This is a genomic window from Burkholderia sp. MSMB2157WGS, from assembly GCF_001532755.1.
In the GTDB taxonomy this organism is placed as follows: domain Bacteria; phylum Pseudomonadota; class Gammaproteobacteria; order Burkholderiales; family Burkholderiaceae; genus Burkholderia.
Map to the genome: position 1 here is coordinate 156,618 of NZ_LPJG01000011.1, position 20,754 is coordinate 177,371.

Sequence of the window (20,754 nt, forward strand, 5' to 3'; positions counted from 1 at the left end):
CATCTCCCGAAAACGCATCCGTCGGAACACGCGGCGGCCCAGCGGGTGCCGACATGAACCTGTCGCGCCCCTTCATCAACCGCCCCGTCGCGACGACGCTGCTCGCGCTCGGCGTCGCGCTCGCGGGCCTGTTCGCGTTCGTCAAGCTGCCGGTGTCGCCGCTGCCGCAGGTCGACTTCCCGACGATCTCGGTGCAGGCGTCGTTGCCGGGCGCGAGCCCGGAAACCGTCGCGACCAGCGTGACGAGCCCGCTCGAACGGCATCTCGGGTCAATCGCGGACGTCTCCGAAATGACGTCGACGAGCACGGTCGGCAACGCACGGATCATCCTGCAGTTCGGCCTGAACCGCGACATCGACGGCGCCGCGCGCGACGTGCAGGCCGCGATCAACGCGGCGCGCGCCGACCTGCCCGCCGCGCTGAAGAGCAATCCGACCTACCGCAAGGTCAACCCGGCCGATTCGCCGATCATGGTCGTGTCGCTGACGTCGGAGACGGCATCGCCGGCGAAGGTATACGACGCCGCGTCGACGGTGCTGCAGCAGTCGCTGTCGCAGATCGACGGGATCGGCCAGGTCACCGTGAGCGGCTCCGCGAACCCGGCCGTGCGCGTCGAGCTCGAACCGCAGTCGCTGTTCCACTACGGGATCGGCCTCGAGGACGTGCGCGCGGCGCTGGCTTCCGCGAACGCCAACGCGCCCAAGGGCGCGATCGAGTTCGGCCCGCAGCGCTTCCAGCTCTATACGAACGACCAGGCGTCCGAAGCGTCGCAATACCGCGACCTCGTCGTCGCCTACCGCAACGGCTCGGCCGTCCGGCTGTCCGATCTGTCCGACGTCGTCGATTCGGTCGAGGACCTGCGCAACCTCGGCCTGTCGAACGGCAAGCGCGCGGTGCTCGTGATCCTCTACCGCTCGCCCGGCGCGAACATCATCGAGACGCTCGATCGCGTGCGCGCGGCGCTGCCGCAGCTCACCGCGTCGCTGCCGGCCGACATCACGGTCACGCCGGTACTCGACCGCTCGACCACCATCCGCGCGTCGCTGAAGGACACCGAACACACACTGCTGATCGCGATCAGCCTCGTCGTGATGGTCGTGTTCCTGTTCCTGCGCAACTGGCGCGCGACGCTGATCCCGAGCGTCGCGGTGCCGATCTCGATCGTCGGCACGTTCGGCGCGATGTACCTGCTCGGCTTCTCGATCGACAACCTGTCGCTGATGGCGCTGATCGTCGCGACCGGCTTCGTCGTCGACGACGCGATCGTCGTGCTCGAGAACATCGCGCGGCACATCGAGAACGGCAAGTCGCGGATGCAGGCCGCGCTCGACGGCGCGCGCGAAGTCGGCTTCACGGTGCTGTCGATGAGCATCTCGCTCGTCGCGGTATTCCTGCCGATCCTGCTGATGGGCGGGATCGTCGGGCGCCTGTTCCGCGAGTTCGCGCTGACGCTGTCGCTCGCGATCGCCGTGTCGCTCGCGGTGTCGCTCACGGTCACGCCGATGATGTGCGCACGCCTGCTGCCCGACAAGCACGACCCGCGCGACGAAAGTCGCTTCGGGCGCTTCCTCGAACGCGGCTTCGCGCGCATGCAGCGCGGCTACGAGCGCTCGCTGTCGTGGGCGCTGCGCCGGCCGCTGCTGATCCTGCTGACGCTGTTCGCGACGATCGGGCTGAACGTCTACCTGTACGTCGTCGTGCCGAAGGGTTTCTTCCCGCAGCAGGACACCGGGCTGATGATCGGCGGCATTCGGGCCGACCAGGCGACGTCGTTCCAGGCGATGAAGCTGAAGTTCTCCGAGATGATGCGGATCGTGCAGGCCAATCCGAACGTGAAGAGCGTCGCGGGCTTCACCGGCGGCACGCAGACCAACTCCGGCTTCATGTTCGTCACGCTGAAGGACCGCACCGAGCGCAAGCTGTCGGCCGACCAGGTGATCCAGCAACTGCGCCCGCGGCTGGCGGACGTGGCAGGCGCGAGCACGTTCCTGCAGGCCGCGCAGGACATTCGCGTAGGCGGCCGGCAGAGCAACGCGCAGTACCAGTTCACGCTGCTCGGCGATTCGAGCGCCGACCTGTACAAGTGGGGGCCGATCCTGACCGAGGCGCTGCAGAAGCGCCCCGAGCTGACCGACGTGAACTCCGACCAGCAGCAAGGCGGCATGGAGGCCATGGTGACGATCGATCGCGCGACGGCTGCGCGCTTCGGCATCAAGCCCGCGCAGATCGACAACACGCTGTACGACGCGTTCGGCCAGCGCCAGGTGTCGACGATCTACAACCCGCTGAACCAGTACCACGTCGTGATGGAAGTCGCGCCGAAGTACTGGCAGAGCCCGGAGATGCTGAACCAGGTGTGGATCAGCACGTCGGGCGGCAGCGCGAACGGTTCGCAGACCACCAACGCGGCCGCCGGCACCTTCGTCGCGACCGCGGCCGGCACGTCGAGCGCGGGCACGGCCGCGCAGAGCGCCGCGGCGATCGCATCCGATTCCGCGCGCAACCAGGCGCTCAACGCGATCGCGGCGAGCGGCAAGTCGAGCGCGTCGTCGGGCGCGTCGGTGTCGACGTCGAAGTCGACGATGATCCCGCTGTCGGCGATCGCGACGTTCGGGCCGAGCACGACGCCGCTGTCGGTCAACCACCAGGGGCTGTTCGTCGCAACGACGATCTCGTTCAACCTGCCGCCGGGCGTGTCGCTGTCGCAGGCGACCCAGGTGATCTACCAGACGATGGCGCAGATCGGCGTGCCGCCGACGATCGTCGGCAGCTTCCAGGGCACCGCGCAGGCGTTCCAGCAGTCGATGAACGATCAGCCGATCCTGATCCTCGCGGCGCTGCTGGCCGTCTACATCGTGCTCGGGATCCTGTACGAGAGCTACATCCACCCGATCACGATCCTGTCGACGCTGCCGTCGGCCGGCGTCGGCGCGCTGCTCGCGCTGCTGCTGTTCAAGACCGAGTTCAGCATCATCGCGCTGATCGGCGTGATCCTGCTGATCGGCATCGTGAAGAAGAACGCGATCATGATGGTCGACTTCGCGATCGACCAGACGCGCAACAACCGGAAGTCGTCGTTCGACGCGATCCACGAGGCGTGCCTGCTGCGCTTCCGGCCGATCATGATGACGACGATGGCGGCGCTGCTCGGCGCGCTGCCGCTCGCGTTCGGCAGCGGCGACGGCGCCGAGCTGCGCGCGCCGCTCGGGATCGCGATCGCCGGCGGCCTGATCGTGTCGCAGGTGCTGACGCTCTATACGACGCCGGTCGTCTACCTGTACATGGACCGGCTGCGCGTGTGGGCCGAGAAGCGCCGCAACCGCCGCGGCAATACCGGCGGGCCGGCGGTCGCCGGCGAGTGACGGAAAGCGGCCGGACGCGCGTGTGTGGGGCATGCCGCACCGCCCTGCCTCGCGGGTCCCGCCGAGCCGGTGCGAAAGCCGCGCACGAGCGCCGGCATCCGACGGCGCGACACGCGGTCATCCATGTCGTGCAAGGTCATACAGGCCCCGTGCGTTGCGCGCATAGCGGCGCGGCGCCATCCCCGACCAGCGATGGAATGCGCGCGCGAACGCCTTCTCCGACGTGTAGCCGACCCGCTCGGCGATCTCGATCAGCCGCAGCTTGCCGTTCGCGAGCTCGCCGCTCGCCAGATACATCCGGTAGGCGGTCAGGTGGCCGATCGGCGTCTCGCCGACCAGCGCGGCGAAATGCGCGCAAAAGCGCGAACGCGACATGCCGGCCTCGGCCGCGAGGCTCGCGAGCTGCCAATTGCGCCGCGGGTCGCGATGCATCAACGCCATCGCTCGACCGATTTGCGGATCGGTCAACCCGCGCAGCCAGCCCGTGTGATTCGCCGACGATTGCAGATGCGCGCGCAGCAACTGCACGAACAGCACGTCGGCCAGACGCGTCGCGGCGACGGCCCAACCCGGCTGGCACGCCATCGATTCCTGGATGAAGCTCTGCAGCGTGCTCGCGAGCCACGGCGCGACGGCCGCATCGTTCGCGCGCACGTGAATCAGCGCCGGCAACACGGAGAACAGCGGGCTGCGCACGATGTCGCGATACACGACGATGCCCGTATAGAGCTCGCTGGTCACGCCGCCGCCGCCCGCGACGAACGCGAGCGGCGTGTCGAAGCGCGGCCGGATGCCCTTGTCGGCCATCAACGTATCGAACGGCACGGGCGGCACGTCGAGCGACGACGCCATCACGTGCTCGTCGCCATGCGGCAGCAGCACGAAGTCGCCCGGCTCGACGTACACGGGCGCGGCGCCCGCGACCGACAGGAAGAACGGGCTGCCCGCACAGGTGCGGAACGGTGCGCCCGCGACGGCCGGCTTGCGGATCGCCCACGGCGCACTCAGCGTGAAGCGCCCGGTGACGACCGCATCGGCCCGCAGGTCGGTCAGCACGTCGCTGAGAAGATCGGTCGTCATCGTCGAAGTCTCCGTGGTGCGCTACCGCGTCAGAAGCGCTGCTGAATGCCCGCCATCGCACCGACCTGGTTGCGGCCGGTGCCGACCGTGCCGCCTGCCGCCACCGCCGACGTACCGAGCGCGCTGTTCATCATGTAGCCGACGGACGTATAGACCATCGTACGCTTCGACAGGCTGTAATTCGCCCGCACGACGAACAGGTTCGAGTCGTAGCGGCCGCGCAGCAGATAGCGCACGGCCTGTGCGTCGAATGATAGCGCCGGACTCGCGTAGACCGTGCCGCCCGCGAAAAAGAGGTCCGACTGGCTGTGGGCCGCGGCCGCCGTGTTGCGGCGGATCCAGCCCGCGCCGAGCTTCGCGATGCCGAACTTGACGTACGCGTCGACGATCGTGCGCGTGTCCGTATAGCCGGGGCTCGACAGCGGCGCCGACGCGCCCGTGCCGCCGTGCATCACGTCGTACGACGCGGCCGCGCCGAACTGCGGCGCGTCGTACGCGATCATCATCGTGTACTGGCGGCAGGCGACCGGGTCGCCCGCCACGTTACCCGCGCAATTCGTCGCCGAGGGCCCGGCCGGCCCCGCCCCGTCACGCCCGGTGCTGTAGGTGCCGCCGAGCGTCACGCCGCCGAAGCGACCGAGATAGCCGACCGCGTTGTCGCTGCGCGCATTCGGCAGGTAGCTGTCGAAGCTCGCCATCGAATGGATCGACGGGCCGATCACGTCGGCATTGAGCAACACCAGCATCGACATGTTCATCTGCCGCCCGAGCGTGAGCGTGCCGTACGGCGATTCGATGCCGACGTTCGCCTGTCGGCCGAACAGACGGCCGCCGTAGTTCAGCGCGCCCGAGTTCAGCGCGAAGCCGTTTTCGAGCACGAAGAACGTGCGGTAGCCGCCGCCGAGATCCTCGACGCCGCGCAAGCCGAAGCGCGACGGCACTTCGCCGGTCAGTGCCGGCATGCCGACGACCGCGCCGCCGCCCGCCGCATTGTTGTAGTACTGCACGCCGGTGTCGACGATGCCGTACAGCGTCACGCTGCTCTGAGCATGCGCGCCCGGCGACATGGCGGCGGACGCAGCGAGGGTAACGGCCGTCGCGGCCGTGCGGAAGGTGTTCATTGAAGTCTCCAGACCGTTCGTGTAGTTATGCTTGATATCGGCCGGCGGCGTACCTGCACCGCCAGCCTCGAGGGAACACCGAAGTTGCTCAGGTCGCGAGCGGCGTATCGAACGGCATCGAGCGCGGCCGCTGGCCGGTCGCACGCCAGATCGCATCCGCCACCGCCGGCGCGACCGGCGGCAACGCGACTTCGCCGCAGCCTTGCGGATCGCGATCGCTGTCGACGATCACGACCTCGATCTTCGGCATCGCGGCCAGACCGAGCAGCGGGTAGTCGGCAAAGTTGCGCTGCACGACCGCGCCGCGCTCGAACGTGATCTCGCTCCTGAACGTGTTGGTGAGCGCAAAGCCGACGCCGCCTTCGACCATCTCTCGAATCAGCAGCGGATTGATCGCGCGGCCGCAGTCGATTCCGCACACGATCCGCTCGAGCTTTACGTTGCCGCGCGTCACGCGCACCTCGGCGATTGCCGCGACGTACGTGCCGAACGCGCCGCCGCGCCCGGTGTACAGCGAGTACGCGACCCCGCGCGACAGGCCGGCCGGCGCGCGGTCGAACCAGTTCGCGCGCGCGGCCGTCGCGTCGAGCACGCGCAGCGCGAGCGCATCGTGCTTCAGCAACGCGCGCCGGTATTGCACCGGGTCGGCCCGCGCCGTATGCGCGAGCTCGTTCACGAAGCTTTCGAGGAAGAACACGGTCGACGTGCTGCCGACGCTGCGCATGAAGCTGACCGGAATCGGCTGCATCACCGTGACCGAATCGACCAGCAGGTTCGGCACGTCGTAGCAAAGGTCGTACAGGCCGTCGAGCATCGTCTCGTCCCAGCCGCCCGCCTTGTCGTAGCGGTCGCGCTTGATCGCCGCATACAGCGAATGGCCGGCGACGCGCGCATGCAGCGCGACCGGCAGACCGTCGCGGCCGAGCGCCGCGCGCAACCGCGCGGACGCGCACGGTCGATAGAAACCGTGACGGATGTCGTCCTCGCGCGAGCGGATCACCTTCACGGGCCGCCCGACCGCCTTCGACGCGACGGCCGCATGCACGACGAAATCGGGCACGTACTTGCGGCCGAAGCTGCCGCCGAGAAACGTCGTGTTGACGATCACGCGCTCGGCCGGCACGCCGAACAGCGCCGACAGCGTCCAACGCACCTTGTCCTGCCCCTGGATCGGCCCCCAGACCTCGATCTCGTCGGCCCGCACGTGCACGGTCGCGTTGACGGGCTCCATCGTCGCGTGAACGATGTACGGGGTGTGGTAATCGGCTTCGACGACGCGGTCGGACTCGGCAAGATGGCGCCCGGGCTCGCCGATGTGGGTCGCCACCACCGCGTGCTCCGCCTGCAACGCGCCCTTGCGCTGCGCGAGGATCGTCGCGCTGTCGAATGCCGGCGTCGGGCCCGCGTCCCACACGATGTCCGCCGCGTCGCACGCCTTCTTCGCCTGCCAGTAGGTCCGCGCGACGACGATCACCGCATCCTTCGCGAGCACGACGTCCGCCACGCCCGGCATCGCGCGCAGCGCGTCGCGGTTCTTCACGGCGGTCGGCTTGCCGTTCAGCGTCGGCGCCATCGTCAGCGCGCCGACCAGCATGTCGGCCACCTGCACGTCGATGCCGAAGATCGCGCTGCCGTCGACCTTCGCGGGCACGTCGAGCTTGTGCAGCGGACGGCCGATCAACGTGTGCGCGGACGCCGGTTTCAGGCGCGGCTGCGGATCGAGCGGCAATCTGGCCGCGTCGTCGACGAGCGCGCCGTACGACAGCGAACGCCCGCTCGGCCGATGGACGACACGGCCGTCGCGCGTCACGCACTGCGTGTCGCGCACGCCGAGCCGAGCGGCGCCGGCCCTCAGGAACGCGGCGCGCGCCTGTGCCCCCGCGATCCGCAACCGCATGTAGAACATCGTCGCCGACATCGATGCGCCGACGAATTGCTGCGGCGCCTCGTTCGCGGCGTCGATCCGGTACGCGTCGCGCGCCGTGACGAACTCGACCGTCACGCTGCGCCAGTCGGCATCCATCTCGTCGGCCAGTACCTGCGGCAGCCCGGTATAGACACCCTGCCCGACTTCCGCTTGCGACAACCCGATGATCGTCCTGCCGTCCGCGTCGACGCGGACCCAGTCGTTGATCTCGCGAAAGCGCGCGCCGTCGCCGGCCGCGTGCACGACGTCGCCGAACGCCAGCGGCAGCAGCAGGCTGCCCGCCAGCGCGGCGCCGCCCTGCAGGAACACGCGGCGCGCCGCGTTCGGCACGAGCCGCGTCTGCACCGCGTCAGCCGGCCGCGACATGGATCGCCTCGCGAATGCGTTGATAGGTCGCGCAGCGGCACAGGTTCGTGACGGCCTCGTCGATCTGCGCGTCGGTCGGCTGGCGGTGGCGCGCGAGCAGCGCGGCCGTCGCCATCACCATCCCCGACTGGCAATAGCCGCATTGCGGCACGTCCTTCTCGATCCACGCGCGCTGCACCGGATGCGAGCGGTCGTGCGACAGCCCTTCGATCGTCGTGACCGCGCGACCCGCGATACTCGCCGCCGGCAGCACGCACGCGCGTGCGGCTTCGCCGTCGAGGTGCACGGTGCAGGCGCCGCATGCGCCGATGCCGCAGCCGTACTTGGTGCCGGTCAGTCCGGCCGAGTCGCGAATGACCCACAGGAGCGGCGTATCGGGATCGCCGTCGAAATCGAACGGCTGGCCGTTCAGCATGAAGCGCATCGTCTGTCTCCCTGTCGCGCATCGCCCGTTCGTCATCCGGCGGATGACGGCGATGGCTTGACAGGAATTCTTGGCGGCGCAAAAGGCGGCGCCAATGACCTTTGCTCCCGAAAAAGTAGCCGTTCGTCCAGATCGTTTCAGCCGACGAATGGCGCGTGGCGCCCGGTTCGTCGCGGCCCTGGCTTGCGGACGGGCCGCAATCGGCTATCGTGTGTGCATGCCCACCGCCGCGCCCTTCCCGGGAACCCGCCATGAACGTCCAGCTCAACCACACGATCGTCTGGTGCCGCGACAAGCATGCGTCGAGCCGCTTCCTCACCGAACTGCTGGAATTGCCGCCGCCGACGCCATTCGGCGCGATGCTGGTCGTCGCGCTCGACAACGGCGTGTCGCTCGATTTTTACGAACAGGCGGGGGAGATCCGGTCGCAGCATTACGCGTTCCTGATCGACGAGACCGGCTTCGATCGCGTGCTCGCGTGCATTCGCGAACGCGGGCTGCCGCACTGGGCCGACCCCGCGAAACGGCAAGCCGACGATATTTACCGCCACAACGGCGGACGCGGTGTGTACTTCGACGATCCGGACGGTCACTTCCTCAAGGTGATGACGCAGCCGTACGCGCTGAACGGTTAGCGCGACAGCGCCGGCATTGCACCGGCCCGGATGGCGCGGCGCGGGTGTCGGCCGGTTGCGTCGGCCGGTTGCGGACAAGAACCGGCCGAGCGCGCGACCGCCGCCGGCCGCCGTTACTCGCGTTACTCGTTACTCGGCGGCAACCGTCGTCTTGCGCGGACGACGCGCACGCGGCGCCGCCTTCCGGGCCGGCTTCTTCGGCTTGGCGGCGGCCGGTGCTTCGGCAGCCTCGTCGGCCGCCGCTTCGACCGGCGCCACGTCGTGCGACGGCTGCACGGCTTCGCTCCGGGCGCCGGAAGCGTGAGACGCCGGCTCGGCGGGCGCCGCCGCCGCGTGCCGCTCGTCATGTGCCGCGTCGCGATTCGGTTCGTCCGCATGCTGGCCGTGCGCCTGCGCATCGCCACTCTGCTTCGCGTCGCCGTGCGCGGCGGCGTCCGGCTTGCCGGCCGCGTGGCGACCGGCGCCCTTCGCGGCCGCGCCCTTCTTCGTGCCGGTCTTCTTTGCCGCGCTCTTGCGCGCCCGCTTGCGGCCATCCTTCGCGTCACCCTGCGCATCGGCCACCTCGGCCACCTCGGACGTGTCGCGCGTTTCGGCCGGCGCCGCGTCGGCGACCTCGGCAAGCGCCGCGTCTTCCGTGTCGACCTGCACGCTTTCGTGAACGACCGCTTCCGCCCGCTCCCCGCGCCGGCGCGCCCCACGGTCGGTCGGCGCCGGCTCCGCCGCGCGCGTGCCGCGCTGGGCGCCGTGGTACGCCGCGCCGCCCTCACCGCCTGCCGCGACGGGCTCGGCTGCAACCGACTGGCGAGCCCGCGACACGAACGCCCCCGATTTGTCGTCGCGCCCCACTTCGAGCAGGCCGCGCGCCTGCGCCTCGTCGAGCAGGTTGCCGAACGCGCGGAATCCGTAGTACGACTCGTTGAAATCAGGCTTGCGGCGCTTGATCGCGCTCTTGAGCACCGACGCCCAGATCTTGCCGACGTCGTCGCGCTCCGACGCGAGCGCGTCGAACGTCTCGACCGCCAGTGCGATCGCCTCGGCCTTGCGCGCGTCCATGTCGTGCTTGCGCGACGGCTCGTCCGGCCGCTTCGCGCCGCCGTTGCCCGCGCGCTGCTGCTGTTCGCGCTTCGCAAGCGCACGCTGCTGCTCGCGCACCAGATCGTCGTAGAAGATGAATTCGTCGCAGTTCGCGACCAGCAGATCCGACGTCGATTTCTTCACGCCGACGCCGATCACCTTCTTCGCGTTCTCGCGCAGCTTCGACACGAGCGGCGAAAAATCCGAATCGCCGCTGATGATCACGAACGTATCGACGTGCGACTTCGTGTAGCAGAGATCGAGCGCGTCCACCACGAGCCGGATGTCGGCCGAATTCTTGCCCGACTGGCGCACGTGCGGAATCTCGATCAGCTCGAAACTGGCTTCGTGCATCGACGCCTTGAAGCCCTTGTAGCGATCCCAGTCGCAATAGGCCTTCTTCACGACGATGCTGCCTTTCAGCAGCAGCCGCTCCAGCACGGGCTTGATGTCGAATTTCTCGTACTTCGCGTCGCGCACGCCGAGCGCGACGTTCTCGAAGTCGCAGAATACGGCCATGCTCACGTTGTCCAGGGGTAATGCCATGTGTACTCCAACCGGTGGGCCGACGCGTTGTTCACACGTAGCGGCGAAAAATGCATCGCGCACATGATAGCCGGTCGGCGCGTCATTCCCGCATCCGTGTGAACGAATGAACGCCGCCACCCGTGCCGGTATGCCCGGGCCGGTACGCCCGCGCCGGTATGCCCCTTATTACGCGCCCGCCGCCGGGCCGATTCGACATTACACTTGAGTTATCGGTCGTCCGTCCCTATCTGGGTGGATGACGCATCGAGCAAGGAGCGGTTTCATGACGACGAAGGTACTGCTGATTGGCGCGACCGGACGGACGGGCCGGGCCTGCGCGGATCTGCTGCTCGAGCAGCCGGAGTTCGAGCTCACGGCGCTCGTGCGCCGGCACGGCTATGCGCTGCCCGGCGCGCGGGTCGTCGAGGCCGATCTGACGAACGATTTCTCGCACGCGTTCCAGGGCATCACGCACGTGATCTACGCGGCAGGGTCGGCCGAATCGGAAGGCGCGACCGAAGAGGAACAGGTCGACCGCGACGCGGTCGCCCGCGCGGCCGAGTACGCGCTCGCCTACAACGCACAGAAGCTCGTGGTGGTCAGCTCGCTGTCCGCATACCGGCCCGAGCAGGGGCCGGACGCGCTGCACCACTACTCGCAGATGAAGCGCGAGGGCGACGATCGCGTGATCGCGTCGGGCGTCGACTACGTGATCCTGCGCCCGGGCCCGCTCACGGACGACCCGGGCGTCGGCAAGATCGCACTGACCGACACGTGGCTCGAGCCCGCGCCGCCCGTCTCGCGCCAGGACGTGGCATGGGCCGCGATCGAGGCGATCAAGCTCGGCATCTCGCGCAAGGTCGTCGGCTTCGTCGGCGGCAGCGTGCCGATCGAACAGGCGTTGCGCGCGTAACGGCCCGTTGCGCGCCGCCGGCAGGCGGCGCATGCCCGTGCCCGCGGCCCGCACGACGGGCCGTTTTCACGCGCGGGGCGGCCGCTTACTGCTTCGGATGCGCGTCGGCCCACGCCTTCACCGCGGCGAGCGTGTTCTCGACGTGCTTGTCGGGCGACAGGCTCGTGTATTCGTAGAGAATCTTCCCTTCCGGCGAAATCACGTAGGACACGCGGTTCGCGCGGTCGAGCGCCGGCAGCTTCGCGTCGTATTCGCGGATGATCTTCGCATCGGGGTCGGCCGCCACCGGGAACTTGCTCCGGCACTCGCTCACCGAGAACTTCGTCAGCGTGTCGATGTTGTCGGCCGACACGCCGATCACCGTCGCGCCGTAAGCCTTGTAACGGTCGACCGCGTCGGCGAACGCATGCGCCTCGATCGTGCAGCCCTTCGTGAACGCCGCCGGATAGAAATACAGCACGACCGGCCCCTGCTTCAGGGCGTCCGCGAGCGAGTACGTGTAAGTCTTGCCGCCCAGCGACGCCTGCGTCGTGAAATCGGGCGCCGCGGCGCCCGGCTTCAGTTCCGCCTGCGCCAGCAGTGCATGGCCGGCCACCAGCGCCGCCATGGCGCCCAGCAACAGTTTTCGCTTCATCTGCGTCCTCATTTCTTATAAAGTCAGCCCGATGTAGGCCACGAGAGCGTTCGCCTGCCGAACACCCGTGTCGATGATCCGGATCCGCGGCAGCGCCGCCCGCGGCCGGCCCGTTAAAGATTCCGCACAGTCTGCCGTTATTCCTTCCGGACAACCGGTTCCAGCCCTTCACGTCAGCGAGAAACATGGAAGCCAACAGGAAACAGACGTCACGCAAGGGCTCCTGGCGCAGCGCCTTGCATACGCTGCGCCGCTTCGCCCGGTCGGGCGGCGCGCTGATGCCCGCGCGCGCCGTCGCGCCGCGCCGCGACGATTCCGTGCGCAACTGGCTGGAACAGACGGTCGGCACGGTGGATTTCCTCGCCCATGTGGACCGCGAACTGCGCTTTCTGTATGTGTCCGACGCCAGCCTGCGCTTCATCGGCTACCACCGCGACTACCTGCATACGCTGACGCTGCGCGACCTGATCGCCGAACAGGATACCCCGGCGCTCGAAGGCCTGCTCGCCCGTGCCGCACGTTCCGGCCAGGTCGAGAAGGCGACGATGTGCATCGTCAAGTCGCTCACCTACCCGCTGGACGTCGAGGTCCGCGCGTTCAAGAGCCGCCACCACGGCGTCGACGGCTTCGCGATCGCGGCATTCGACGTGTCGTCGTGGCGCGCGCTCGAGGCACGCCTCACGTACGAAATGCACCACGACCCGATGACGGGGCTCGACAACCTGTCCGCGCTCGTGCCGGCGCTGATGCGCGCGCAGCAGACCGCCGACGAGGACGGCACCTGCGCGGCGCTGCTGCTGCTCGACCTCGACGACTACCAGCGGATCAACCGCGCGCTCGGCTACGACGCGGGCGACATGCTGCTGCGCGAGACCGCGCAGCGGCTGAAGGCGCTCGTCACGCCGAACGAGCGGCTCGCGCGCGTCGCGAGCGACAAGTTCGCGGTCGTGCTGGGCGCACCGGACCGCGCGCAGGCGAGCCAGACCGCCGATGCGCTCGCGCGCCGGCTGCAGGCCGCGGTGCGCGAGCCCTACGTGTACCAGGGGCAGACCGTGCACCTGTCCGCGAGCATCGGCATCGCGCTCTACCCCGACGAACGTGCCGCGCCGCATCGGGCCCAGCACCACAGCCCGTTGCTGCGCCGCGCCGACCACGCGCTCGCGCAGGCGAAGGCATCGGGCGGCAACGCGCTCGCGTTCCATGCACCCGTCGACGATCCGGCCGACGCCGAACGGCTCAAGCTCGAGGCCGACCTGTACGACGGCGTGCGCAACGGCGAGTTTTCGCTGCATTTCCAGCCGATCACGCGCAGCCAGTCGGGCGCGGTGGTCGGCGTCGAGGCGCTGATCCGCTGGCGCCATCCGGTGCACGGCCTCGTGCCGCCAGCCACCTTCATCCCGCTCGCCGAATCGATCGGGCTGATCAACTACCTCGGCAACTGGGTGCTCAAGGCCGCGTGCATGCAGCTCGTCGCGTGGGACGGCCAGGGGCTCGCGCTGCAATACGTGGCGGTCAACGTGTCGCCGCAGCAGTTCCGCGACCCGCGCTTCACGCAAAGCGTGCGCGAGGCGATCGCGCTGACCGGCATCGACCCGCGCCGTATCGTGCTCGAAATCACCGAAAGCCTGCTGATGCACGATCCCGCGCACGCGAAAATGCTGCTCGAGGAGCTGACCGGCCTCGGCATCCGCTTCGCGATCGACGATTTCGGCACCGGCTATTCGAGCCTCGCCTATCTGCAGCGCTTCCCGCTCGCGAAGCTGAAGATCGACCGCAGTTTCGTCGAGAACCTGCTGACGTCGCGCAACGACCGCGCGATCGTGTCGGCGGTGGTCGGCCTCGCGCAAACACTGGATCTCGAGCTCGTCGCCGAAGGCGTCGAGACCGAGGCGCAGCGCGAGCTGCTGACGGAGATGGGCTGCAATCACATCCAGGGCTGGCTCGTCTGCCAGGCGCTGCCGTCCGAGGAGCTCGCGCGGCGCTTCGAGGCGCAGCAGCTGCACCTGCACGCCGTCGCCTGACGCGCGCGGCGAACCGAACAGATCCGTATGTCAATCACCGAACACCTGCCCCGCACCGCGCTGCTCGACAAGCTGTGGGCCCGGATGAACGAACGGGGCGATTTCCCGCTGCTGTCGGAATCGCTGCGCGCGACGATGGCCGCGATGAAGAACGACGACCTCGACTTCACCGCGCTCGTGCGCGTCGTGCTGTCGGACTTCGCGCTCACGCAGAAAGTGCTGCGCCTCGCGAACTCCGCGATGTACATGGCGTTCGGCGGCAACATCACCACCGTGACCCGCGCGCTGATGGTGCTCGGCATGGACGCCGTCGGCCATCTCGTCGTCGGACTCAAGCTCGTCGACCATTTCCATCAGAGCACGCCGCGTCGCATCGACGCGAAGCTGGAGCTGAACCGCGCGCTGCTGTCCGGCTGCGTCGCGCGCAAGCTCACCGAACGCGTCGAACTGCGCGCGGGCGAGGAGGCCGTCGTCTGCACGCTGATGCGCCAGGTCGGCAAGCTGCTGGTGGTCTGCTATCTCGACAGCGAATGGGACCGCATCCGCCGCCGCGCGTCCGAGCTGAACGGCGACGAATCGGCCGCCTGCGCCGAGGTGCTCGGCGTCGGCTTCGACGAGATCGGCCTCGAGGCGGCCGCGCGCTGGCGATTGCCCGACGTGATCCGCGCGGGGATGGCCAACGACGACGGCCACGCGACCTGTGCCGACGCGTTCGACGATGACGGCGTCGGCTGCTGCCCGGCGGTCGCCGCCGACGACGGCCCGGCCGATCGCGGCCCGGCCGATCGCATCCGCTGGCTGCGCGCGGTGAGCCGCTGCTCGACCGACGTCGCCGGTGCGCTCGCGCTGCCGGCCGGCCCGCAGCGCGACGCGCGCGTCGCGGCGCTCGCGCTGCACTGCAGCCCGACACTCGGCATGGAACCCGCGGCGCTCGTCGAGATCGCCGAGCGCCTCGCACGCGAGGAAGCGAGCGACACCGTGATGCGCGAGATCGTCGAACTGCGCGCGAACGCCGATGCGATCGCGCGCGCGCAGGCCGAGCCCGAGGCATGCCTCGAAGCCGGCCTCGCGGACCTGCGCGCGCTGCCGTCCGAGCACGTGCTGACGCCGGTGCTCGCGCTCGCGTCGGAAAGCCTGCTGGCCGGCCTCGCCTTCACGCGCACCGTGATGTTCGTGCGTCACGACGACGGCACGTTCGCCGCGCGTCTGGGTTTCGGCCCCGGCGTCGATACGGCGCTCGACCGGCTGCGCTTCGACGAGCGCTTCGAGCCGGACGTGTTTCATCTCGCGATCTCGAACTCGGTCGGGATCTTCATCGAGCAGGCGCAGGAGCCGAAGATGATGAAGCGCCTGCCCGCGTGGTATCTCGACGCGTTCGACGACACGCGCGCGTTCGTGCTGCTGCCCGTGCGCGTCGGCGCAACGAGCGTCGCGCTGCTGTACGGCGACTGGGCCGGCGTGCAGCCCGCGCGCAAGATCTCGCAGCAGGAGATGGCCGTGCTCAACGAACTCGCGCGCGAGCTCGGGCGGTTCTTTCCCGCGCCGCCCGGCTGACGCTCCGCCCCACCGCCGCTTGCGCTCCACCAAAGCAAACCGGCCGCATCGGCGGCCGGTTTTTTACCATCGTGCGATCGAACGAAACGCTTACTTGAGCGTGACGGGCACGCTGAAGTACTTCTTCGCGAGGTTGTCGATCGTGCCGTCGGCCTTCAGTTCCTTCAGCGCCTGATCGAGCGCGGTCTTCAGCGCCGCGTCGTTCTTGCGCAGGCCGAAGCCGACGCCCGAGCCGAGGATTTCGGTGTCGCTGACCGTGCCGCCCGCGAACGCGAAGCCCTGGCCTTGCGGCTTCGTCAGGAAGCCCTTCGAGCCGGCTTCCGAATCCTGGAAGGTCGCGTCGAGACGGCCCGACTTCAGATCGGCGTACGCCAGATCCTGCGTCTGGTACGGCACGACTTCGACGCCGGCCGGCGCCCACTTCTTCTTCGCGTACGCTTCCTGGATCGTGCCCTGCAGCACGCCGACGCGCTTGCCCTTCAGCGATTGCGGGGTCGGCAGCAGGCCGCTGCCCTGCTTCGCGATCAGCTGGTTCGGAATCGTGTAGATCGGGTCGGTGAACGCGATCGCGTGCTTGCGCTGGTCGGTGATCGTCATGTCCGAGTTGATCGCGTCGAACTTGCGCGCCTGCAGCGCCGGGATCAGGCCGTCGAAGTCGTTCTCGACCCACACGCACTTCGTCTTCAGCTTCGCGCACACCGCGTTGCCGATATCGATGTCGAAGCCGGTCAGCTTGCCGTCGGGCGTCTTGTATTCGAACGGTGCGTACGAGGCCTCGACGCCGAACCGGATCTCCTTCAGATCCGCGGCAAACGCGCTGCCTGCCGCCACGGCCGATGCCGCCACCACCGCATGCGCGGCCACTTTACGCCAATCCAACTTCATCAGGTGTTCTCCTCGATACTCGAATGTTCCGGAACGACGGGCGCATGCATCATCGCAGGGTCGGATGACCCCGGCAATGCCGACGCCGCGCCGTGATGCGACGCAACAGTCGCAAGGCCGCGATTGTACCAATCCGTGCGGCCCGATATGGCAAAGCGGCCGCCGATACGCGATGCCGCGCTGCGTGCCCGGCGGCCGCCACGCGACCTGTCGAACTTGCAAGACGGTGTCGCAAATACGCAAGCGCGGCGCCCACGCCGTGGGCACGACGTGCGGACGTCATCGCAAAAATGAATGGATCGCGAACGATGCGCGGGCCGCGAGGCGCAGCAGCCCGCCCGATCGCGCATCGATCAGACGAGTGCGGCCAGCGTGTCGCGCGTCGTATCGACGACCAGCAGGCCCGCGCGCAACCCCGGCTTCACGGTCGGGTTCGGGAACACGATGCGCTCCTCGTCGTGCTGCACCGTGTAGCGATAGTCGCCGTCCTGCGCGAGCACGGTGCCGCGCGGGAACGCGGTGAAGTTTGCGACGTCGGCCGCGACGAACAGCTCGAGCGCGTCGCTCTGCTTCGTGATCTGATCGATCACCGTGAAGACGCGCGGCAGCGACGGATGGCCGCCCACGGCATCGACGTCCGTCGCCCCCGCCGACACGAGCTTGCGCACCGCGCGGTCGGCCGGCGCGAAGCGCGTCAGGTCGTTCTGGCCGAACGGCCGCACCTTGCCGAGTTCCAGCGTGCACGCGAGCGCGCCGCAATGCTCGGCCGTGAAATGCGAATACGTGTTGCCTTTCGCCGTATGCAGCAGCACGGCCGCGATGCGGGCGTCGCCGAGCCATTCGACCATCGCGCGCGTGGGCGGCGTGCCCGTGTACGGCAGCAGCGCGAATTGCTCGAACACCGATGCGCGAATCGCCGTGTGCATGTCGATGTGCCAGCGTGCGCCGGCCGCCGGCGCCGCCGCGAAGAATGCGGAAGCCGCCGCTTCGAGTTGCGCGGCGCGCGGCGCTTCGCGGCTCGCGGGCGCCTGCGCGTGACGACCGCCGAACAGCCGGTTCAGGTCGTCGTCGAAATAGCGTTGGCCCGCGCGCATCGCCGGCACGTTGCCGAGCACGACGAGCAGTCGGCACGCGAGCGGCAGCGCGCCCGACGCCAGATCGCGCACCAGCAGCGACAGCAGTTCGATCGGCGCGGTCTCGTCGCCGTGCACGCCGGCCGACACGAGCACGCTCGCGCGCGCCGCGGCGCCGGCCGCGGCCGGTTCGAACGCGAGCAGCCCGTCGCCGAGCCATTGCCAGCGCACCGCGCCGCCCGCGCAGACGCCGCCCTGGTCGGCCGGCGCCTCGCCGGCCAGCGTGAAAGCGAGAAAATCGTCGAGTAGCGCGACGGCCGGCATCCGTGCCTCAGCGCTGGAAGTCATACAGCGACCCGACGCGCAGGATCTGCGTGAGCTCGTCGAGCGCCGTGCGCGACTCGGCGAGCAGCGCCGGATCCGCGAGGTCTTCCGGTGCGAGGCGATCGCGATAGTGCTTGTCGATCCACGCGTCGAGCGACGCGAACAGCGTATCGTTGATCCACACGTTCGACGTGACGGCCGCGCGCTCCGCTTCGGTCAGCACGACGCGCAGGCGCAGGCACGCGGGGCCGCCGCCGTTCTTCATGCTTTCGCGCAGGTCGAACACGAGCACGTCGCGAATCGGGCCGTTGCCGGCCGCGAGCTGGTCGAGATAGGCGGCGACCCTCGCGTTCTCGCGGCATTCCTGCGGCACGACGAGCACCTGCGTCCCATCCGCGCGCGACAGCAACTGGCTGTTGAACAGGTACGACGTCACCGCGTCGTTCACGCTCACGGCCGCGTCCGGCACCTCGATCACGTTCAGGCGCGCACCGCGCGCGTCGAGCGCGGCGGTCAACGTGTCGTAAATCGCCTGCTTGTTGACGAACGCGCGCTCGTGCGTGAACAGCGTATCGCGGTTGCCGACCGAAATCACGTCGTTGTGGAACACGCCCGCATCGATCACGTCCGGATCCTGCTGCGCGTAGACCGTCGCTTCCTCGGCGAGCCCGTGACGATGCGCGACCGCGCGGCTCGCCTCGAAGGTCTGGCGTGCCGGGAAGCGCTTCGGCTCCGGGCCGCGGCGGTATTCGGCGCGGCCGTACACGAAGAACTCGATGCCGGGCTTGCCGTATTCGGCGCAAAAGCGCGTGTGGTTCGCCGCGCCTTCGTCGCCGAGCGCCGGCGTGCCCGTCAGCGCTTCATGCACCGCGAAGTGCGCGGGGTCCGCGAACAGCGTCGACAGCGTGCGGCGCGTCGCTTCGTGTTCGATCGCTCGATGCAGCTTGCTGCACAGGTTCGCCGGCGTGAAGTGCACGCGGCCGTCGCTCGTATCCGCCGACGGGCTGACGGTGGCCGCGTTCGCGGTCCACATCGCCGACGCCGAGCTCGCCGCGGCGAGCAGCTCGGGCGCCTGTTTCGCGGCCTTCGCGATCACGTCGGCGTCCTTGCCCGAGAAGCCGAGCTCGCGCAGCAGGCGCAGCGACGGCCGCTCCTGCGGCGGCAGCACGCCTTGCGCGAAGCCGAGATCCGCGAGCTGCTTCATCTTGCGCAGCCCTTGCTTCGCGGCGGCCTTCGGGTTCGCGGCCGACTTCTCGTTGTTCAGCGACGCCACGTTGCCGAACGACAGCCCGGCATAGTTGTGGGTCGGGCCGACGAGCCCGTCGAAATTGGCTTCTTGTGCGTTCATCGTCGTTCCCTCGATCAGAAATGCAGGCCCGGCGACAGGCTCGCGGGCAAAGTCAGTTGCGTGCTTTCCACCGACGCCATCGGATACGCGCAGTAATCGGCCGCGTAGTACGCGCTCGGGCGATGGTTGCCCGAGCGGCCCGTGCCGCCGAACGGCGCGGCGGACGACGCGCCGTTGGTCGGCCGGTTCCAGTTGACGATCCCGGCGCGGATCGTGCGGCGGAAGTGCTCCCACACCTTCGCGTCGTCGGCCAGCAGGCCCGCGGACAGGCCGAACGCCGTGTCGTTCGCGCGCTCGATCGCGTCGTCGAACGTCGCATAGCGGACGATCTGCGCGAGCGGGCCGAAATGTTCTTCGTCGGGCAGGTTCGCGACGCCCGTTACGTCGACGATCGCGGCGTTCACGAAGCCGAGGCGCGGATCGCGCTGCGTCATCGCGACGATCGGCTTCGCGCCCTGCTCGACCAGGCGCGCCTGCGCGTCGACCAGCTTCGCGGCCGCGCGTGCCGAGATCACCGCGCCCATGAACGGCTGCGGATCGGCGTCGAACACGTCGGCGGTGATCTTCGACGTGACGTCGGCGAAGCGCGCGAGGAAGCGATCGCCGAACGCGCCCTGCGGCACGAAGATGCGGCGCGCGCACGTGCAGCGCTGGCCGGCCGACAGGAACGCCGACTGGATCGTATGGTGCACGGCCGCGTCGATGTCCTCGACTTCGCCGATCACGAGCGGGTTGTTGCCGCCCATCTCAAGCGCGAGCACGATTTCCGGACGGCCGCCGAACTGCTTGTGCAGCAGCGTGCCGGTATCCGAGCTGCCGGTGAAGAACAGCCCGTCGATCTGCCGATGGTTCGCGAGCGCGATGCCGGTATCCTTCTCGCCCTGCACGAGGTTCAGCACGCCGGCCGGCAGCCCGGCTTCCTTCCATACCTCGACCGTTGCGCGCGCAACGCCTGGTGCGAGTTCGGACGGCTTGAACACGACCGTGTTGCCGGCGATCAGCGCCGGCACGATATGACCGTTCGGCAAGTGGCCGGGGAAGTTGTACGGGCCGAACACCGCGACGACGCCGTGCGGCCGGTGACGCAGCACCGCGACGCCGTCGGCCATGTCCTGGCGCTTCTCGCCGGTGCGCTCCCGATACGCCTGGATCGAGATGCCGACCTTCGCCGCCATCGACGCGACTTCGGTGCGCGCTTCCCACAGCGGCTTGCCCGTCTCGCGGCCGATCGCGGTCGCGATCGCTTCCTTGCGTTCGGTGAGCAACGCGGCGAAGCGCTGGACGATCTCGCAGCGCGCTTCGAAGTCGAGCGCCGACCAGCCGGCGAACGCACGGCGCGCGCTCGCGACCGCACGGTCGACGTCCGCCGCCGACGCACTTTCGCCCTGCCACGCGACAGCGTCGGTACCCGGGTTGCGCGAAGCGAAGACGGGGCCCGAGCCTGCGGTCCAGGCGCCGTCGATGAAGAGTTCCGTCATGATTCGT

15 protein-coding genes are annotated in these 20,754 nt (G+C 68.9%); 5 read left to right on the top strand and 10 right to left on the bottom strand.

Going from position 1 to position 20,754, the window contains the following annotated elements; all coding sequences use genetic code 11:
• The first annotated feature begins 53 nt into the window (after positions 1-53).
• Entirely contained in the window at positions 54-3,362 is a 3,309-nt protein-coding gene (locus WT53_RS05355; protein ID WP_060258773.1) for an efflux RND transporter permease subunit, read from the top strand.
• Between the two features lie 117 nt (positions 3,363-3,479).
• Here WT53_RS05355 and WT53_RS05360 read toward each other — a convergent pair whose 3' ends face one another.
• The 4 genes from WT53_RS05360 to WT53_RS05375 form a co-directional block, all read right to left on the bottom strand.
• On the bottom strand, positions 3,480-4,442 hold the full coding sequence (locus WT53_RS05360) for an AraC family transcriptional regulator (protein ID WP_034206840.1): 963 nt from the start codon (positions 4,440-4,442) through the stop codon (positions 3,480-3,482).
• Between the two features lie 29 nt (positions 4,443-4,471).
• Positions 4,472-5,563 carry a porin gene (locus WT53_RS05365; RefSeq protein WP_060258776.1) on the bottom strand — a complete coding sequence of 364 codons (1,092 nt, stop codon included), beginning with the start codon at positions 5,561-5,563 and terminating at the stop codon, positions 4,472-4,474.
• Between the two features lie 88 nt (positions 5,564-5,651).
• A complete protein-coding gene (locus WT53_RS05370; protein WP_060258779.1) occupies positions 5,652-7,856 on the bottom strand; it encodes a xanthine dehydrogenase family protein molybdopterin-binding subunit in 2,205 nt (734 codons plus the stop codon).
• A complete protein-coding gene (locus WT53_RS05375) occupies positions 7,840-8,280 on the bottom strand; it encodes a (2Fe-2S)-binding protein (protein WP_034206837.1) in 441 nt (146 codons plus the stop codon). The genes WT53_RS05370 and WT53_RS05375 overlap by 17 nt, the downstream gene beginning before the upstream one ends.
• A gap of 251 nt (positions 8,281-8,531) precedes the next feature.
• Here WT53_RS05375 and WT53_RS05380 point away from each other — a divergent pair, with 251 nt between their 5' ends.
• The gene (locus WT53_RS05380) at positions 8,532-8,915 is read left to right on the top strand and encodes a VOC family protein (protein WP_034206836.1); all 384 of its coding nucleotides are present in this window, start codon (positions 8,532-8,534) and stop codon (positions 8,913-8,915) included.
• A gap of 129 nt (positions 8,916-9,044) precedes the next feature.
• Here the strand turns inward: WT53_RS05380 and WT53_RS05385 are convergent, their stop codons facing one another.
• Positions 9,045-10,535 carry an NYN domain-containing protein gene (locus WT53_RS05385; protein WP_034206835.1) on the bottom strand — a complete coding sequence of 497 codons (1,491 nt, stop codon included), beginning with the start codon at positions 10,533-10,535 and terminating at the stop codon, positions 9,045-9,047.
• Between the two features lie 265 nt (positions 10,536-10,800).
• On the opposite strand from WT53_RS05385, the gene WT53_RS05390 reads away from it, so the two are divergent.
• Positions 10,801-11,430 (top strand): SDR family oxidoreductase, encoded by a 630-nt coding sequence (locus WT53_RS05390; RefSeq protein WP_034206834.1) that lies wholly within the window; start codon positions 10,801-10,803, stop codon positions 11,428-11,430.
• An 85-nt stretch (positions 11,431-11,515) separates the two neighbouring features.
• Here the strand turns inward: WT53_RS05390 and WT53_RS05395 are convergent, their stop codons facing one another.
• On the bottom strand, positions 11,516-12,064 hold the full coding sequence (locus WT53_RS05395; RefSeq protein ID WP_027783990.1) for a peroxiredoxin: 549 nt from the start codon (positions 12,062-12,064) through the stop codon (positions 11,516-11,518).
• Between the two features lie 278 nt (positions 12,065-12,342).
• On the opposite strand from WT53_RS05395, the gene cdpA reads away from it, so the two are divergent.
• Both cdpA and WT53_RS05405 read left to right on the top strand, forming a co-directional pair.
• Positions 12,343-14,085, top strand: coding sequence for a cyclic di-GMP phosphodiesterase CdpA (gene cdpA / locus WT53_RS05400; protein WP_218921408.1), 1,743 nt, complete (start codon positions 12,343-12,345; stop codon positions 14,083-14,085).
• 27 nt (positions 14,086-14,112) lie between these two features.
• Positions 14,113-15,639 (top strand): HDOD domain-containing protein, encoded by a 1,527-nt coding sequence (locus WT53_RS05405; protein WP_059782528.1) that lies wholly within the window; start codon positions 14,113-14,115, stop codon positions 15,637-15,639.
• 90 nt (positions 15,640-15,729) lie between these two features.
• On the opposite strand, the gene WT53_RS05410 is transcribed toward WT53_RS05405, so the two are convergent.
• The 4 genes from WT53_RS05410 to astD all read right to left on the bottom strand — a co-directional run bounded on the left by WT53_RS05410 (position 15,730) and on the right by astD (position 20,747).
• Positions 15,730-16,524 (bottom strand): ABC transporter substrate-binding protein, encoded by a 795-nt coding sequence (locus WT53_RS05410; RefSeq protein ID WP_006490898.1) that lies wholly within the window; start codon positions 16,522-16,524, stop codon positions 15,730-15,732.
• Positions 16,525-16,877: 353 nt separating this feature from the next.
• Positions 16,878-17,921, bottom strand: a complete 1,044-nt coding sequence (gene astE / locus WT53_RS05415; protein ID WP_060258785.1) for a succinylglutamate desuccinylase — start codon at positions 17,919-17,921, stop codon at positions 16,878-16,880.
• A gap of 7 nt (positions 17,922-17,928) precedes the next feature.
• A complete protein-coding gene (astB, locus tag WT53_RS05420; protein WP_060258788.1) occupies positions 17,929-19,269 on the bottom strand; it encodes an N-succinylarginine dihydrolase in 1,341 nt (446 codons plus the stop codon).
• 14 nt (positions 19,270-19,283) lie between these two features.
• Complete coding sequence (gene astD / locus WT53_RS05425) at positions 19,284-20,747, bottom strand: succinylglutamate-semialdehyde dehydrogenase (RefSeq protein ID WP_034206828.1); 1,464 nt, start codon at positions 20,745-20,747, stop codon at positions 19,284-19,286.
• Positions 20,748-20,754 lie beyond the last annotated feature (7 nt).

What these genes read in the sequence shown, in the direction of transcription:
- WT53_RS05365 (WP_060258776.1), bottom strand. Translation starts at nt 5,563, where the DNA reads ATGAACACCTTCCGCACGGCCGCGACGGCCGTTACCCTCGCTGCGTCC.
- astB (WP_060258788.1), bottom strand. Translation starts at nt 19,269, where the DNA reads ATGAACGCACAAGAAGCCAATTTCGACGGGCTCGTCGGCCCGACCCAC.
- cdpA (WP_218921408.1), top strand. Translation starts at nt 12,343, where the DNA reads ATGCCCGCGCGCGCCGTCGCGCCGCGCCGCGACGATTCCGTGCGCAAC.
- WT53_RS05390 (WP_034206834.1), top strand. Translation starts at nt 10,801, where the DNA reads ATGACGACGAAGGTACTGCTGATTGGCGCGACCGGACGGACGGGCCGG.
- WT53_RS05380 (WP_034206836.1), top strand. Translation starts at nt 8,532, where the DNA reads ATGAACGTCCAGCTCAACCACACGATCGTCTGGTGCCGCGACAAGCAT.
- WT53_RS05405 (WP_059782528.1), top strand. Translation starts at nt 14,113, where the DNA reads ATGTCAATCACCGAACACCTGCCCCGCACCGCGCTGCTCGACAAGCTG.
- WT53_RS05410 (WP_006490898.1), bottom strand. Translation starts at nt 16,524, where the DNA reads ATGAAGTTGGATTGGCGTAAAGTGGCCGCGCATGCGGTGGTGGCGGCA.
- WT53_RS05375 (WP_034206837.1), bottom strand. Translation starts at nt 8,280, where the DNA reads ATGCGCTTCATGCTGAACGGCCAGCCGTTCGATTTCGACGGCGATCCC.
- astE (WP_060258785.1), bottom strand. Translation starts at nt 17,921, where the DNA reads ATGCCGGCCGTCGCGCTACTCGACGATTTTCTCGCTTTCACGCTGGCC.
- WT53_RS05370 (WP_060258779.1), bottom strand. Translation starts at nt 7,856, where the DNA reads ATGTCGCGGCCGGCTGACGCGGTGCAGACGCGGCTCGTGCCGAACGCG.
- WT53_RS05355 (WP_060258773.1), top strand. Translation starts at nt 54, where the DNA reads ATGAACCTGTCGCGCCCCTTCATCAACCGCCCCGTCGCGACGACGCTG.
- WT53_RS05395 (WP_027783990.1), bottom strand. Translation starts at nt 12,064, where the DNA reads ATGAAGCGAAAACTGTTGCTGGGCGCCATGGCGGCGCTGGTGGCCGGC.
- WT53_RS05360 (WP_034206840.1), bottom strand. Translation starts at nt 4,442, where the DNA reads ATGACGACCGATCTTCTCAGCGACGTGCTGACCGACCTGCGGGCCGAT.
- astD (WP_034206828.1), bottom strand. Translation starts at nt 20,747, where the DNA reads ATGACGGAACTCTTCATCGACGGCGCCTGGACCGCAGGCTCGGGCCCC.
- WT53_RS05385 (WP_034206835.1), bottom strand. Translation starts at nt 10,535, where the DNA reads ATGGCATTACCCCTGGACAACGTGAGCATGGCCGTATTCTGCGACTTC.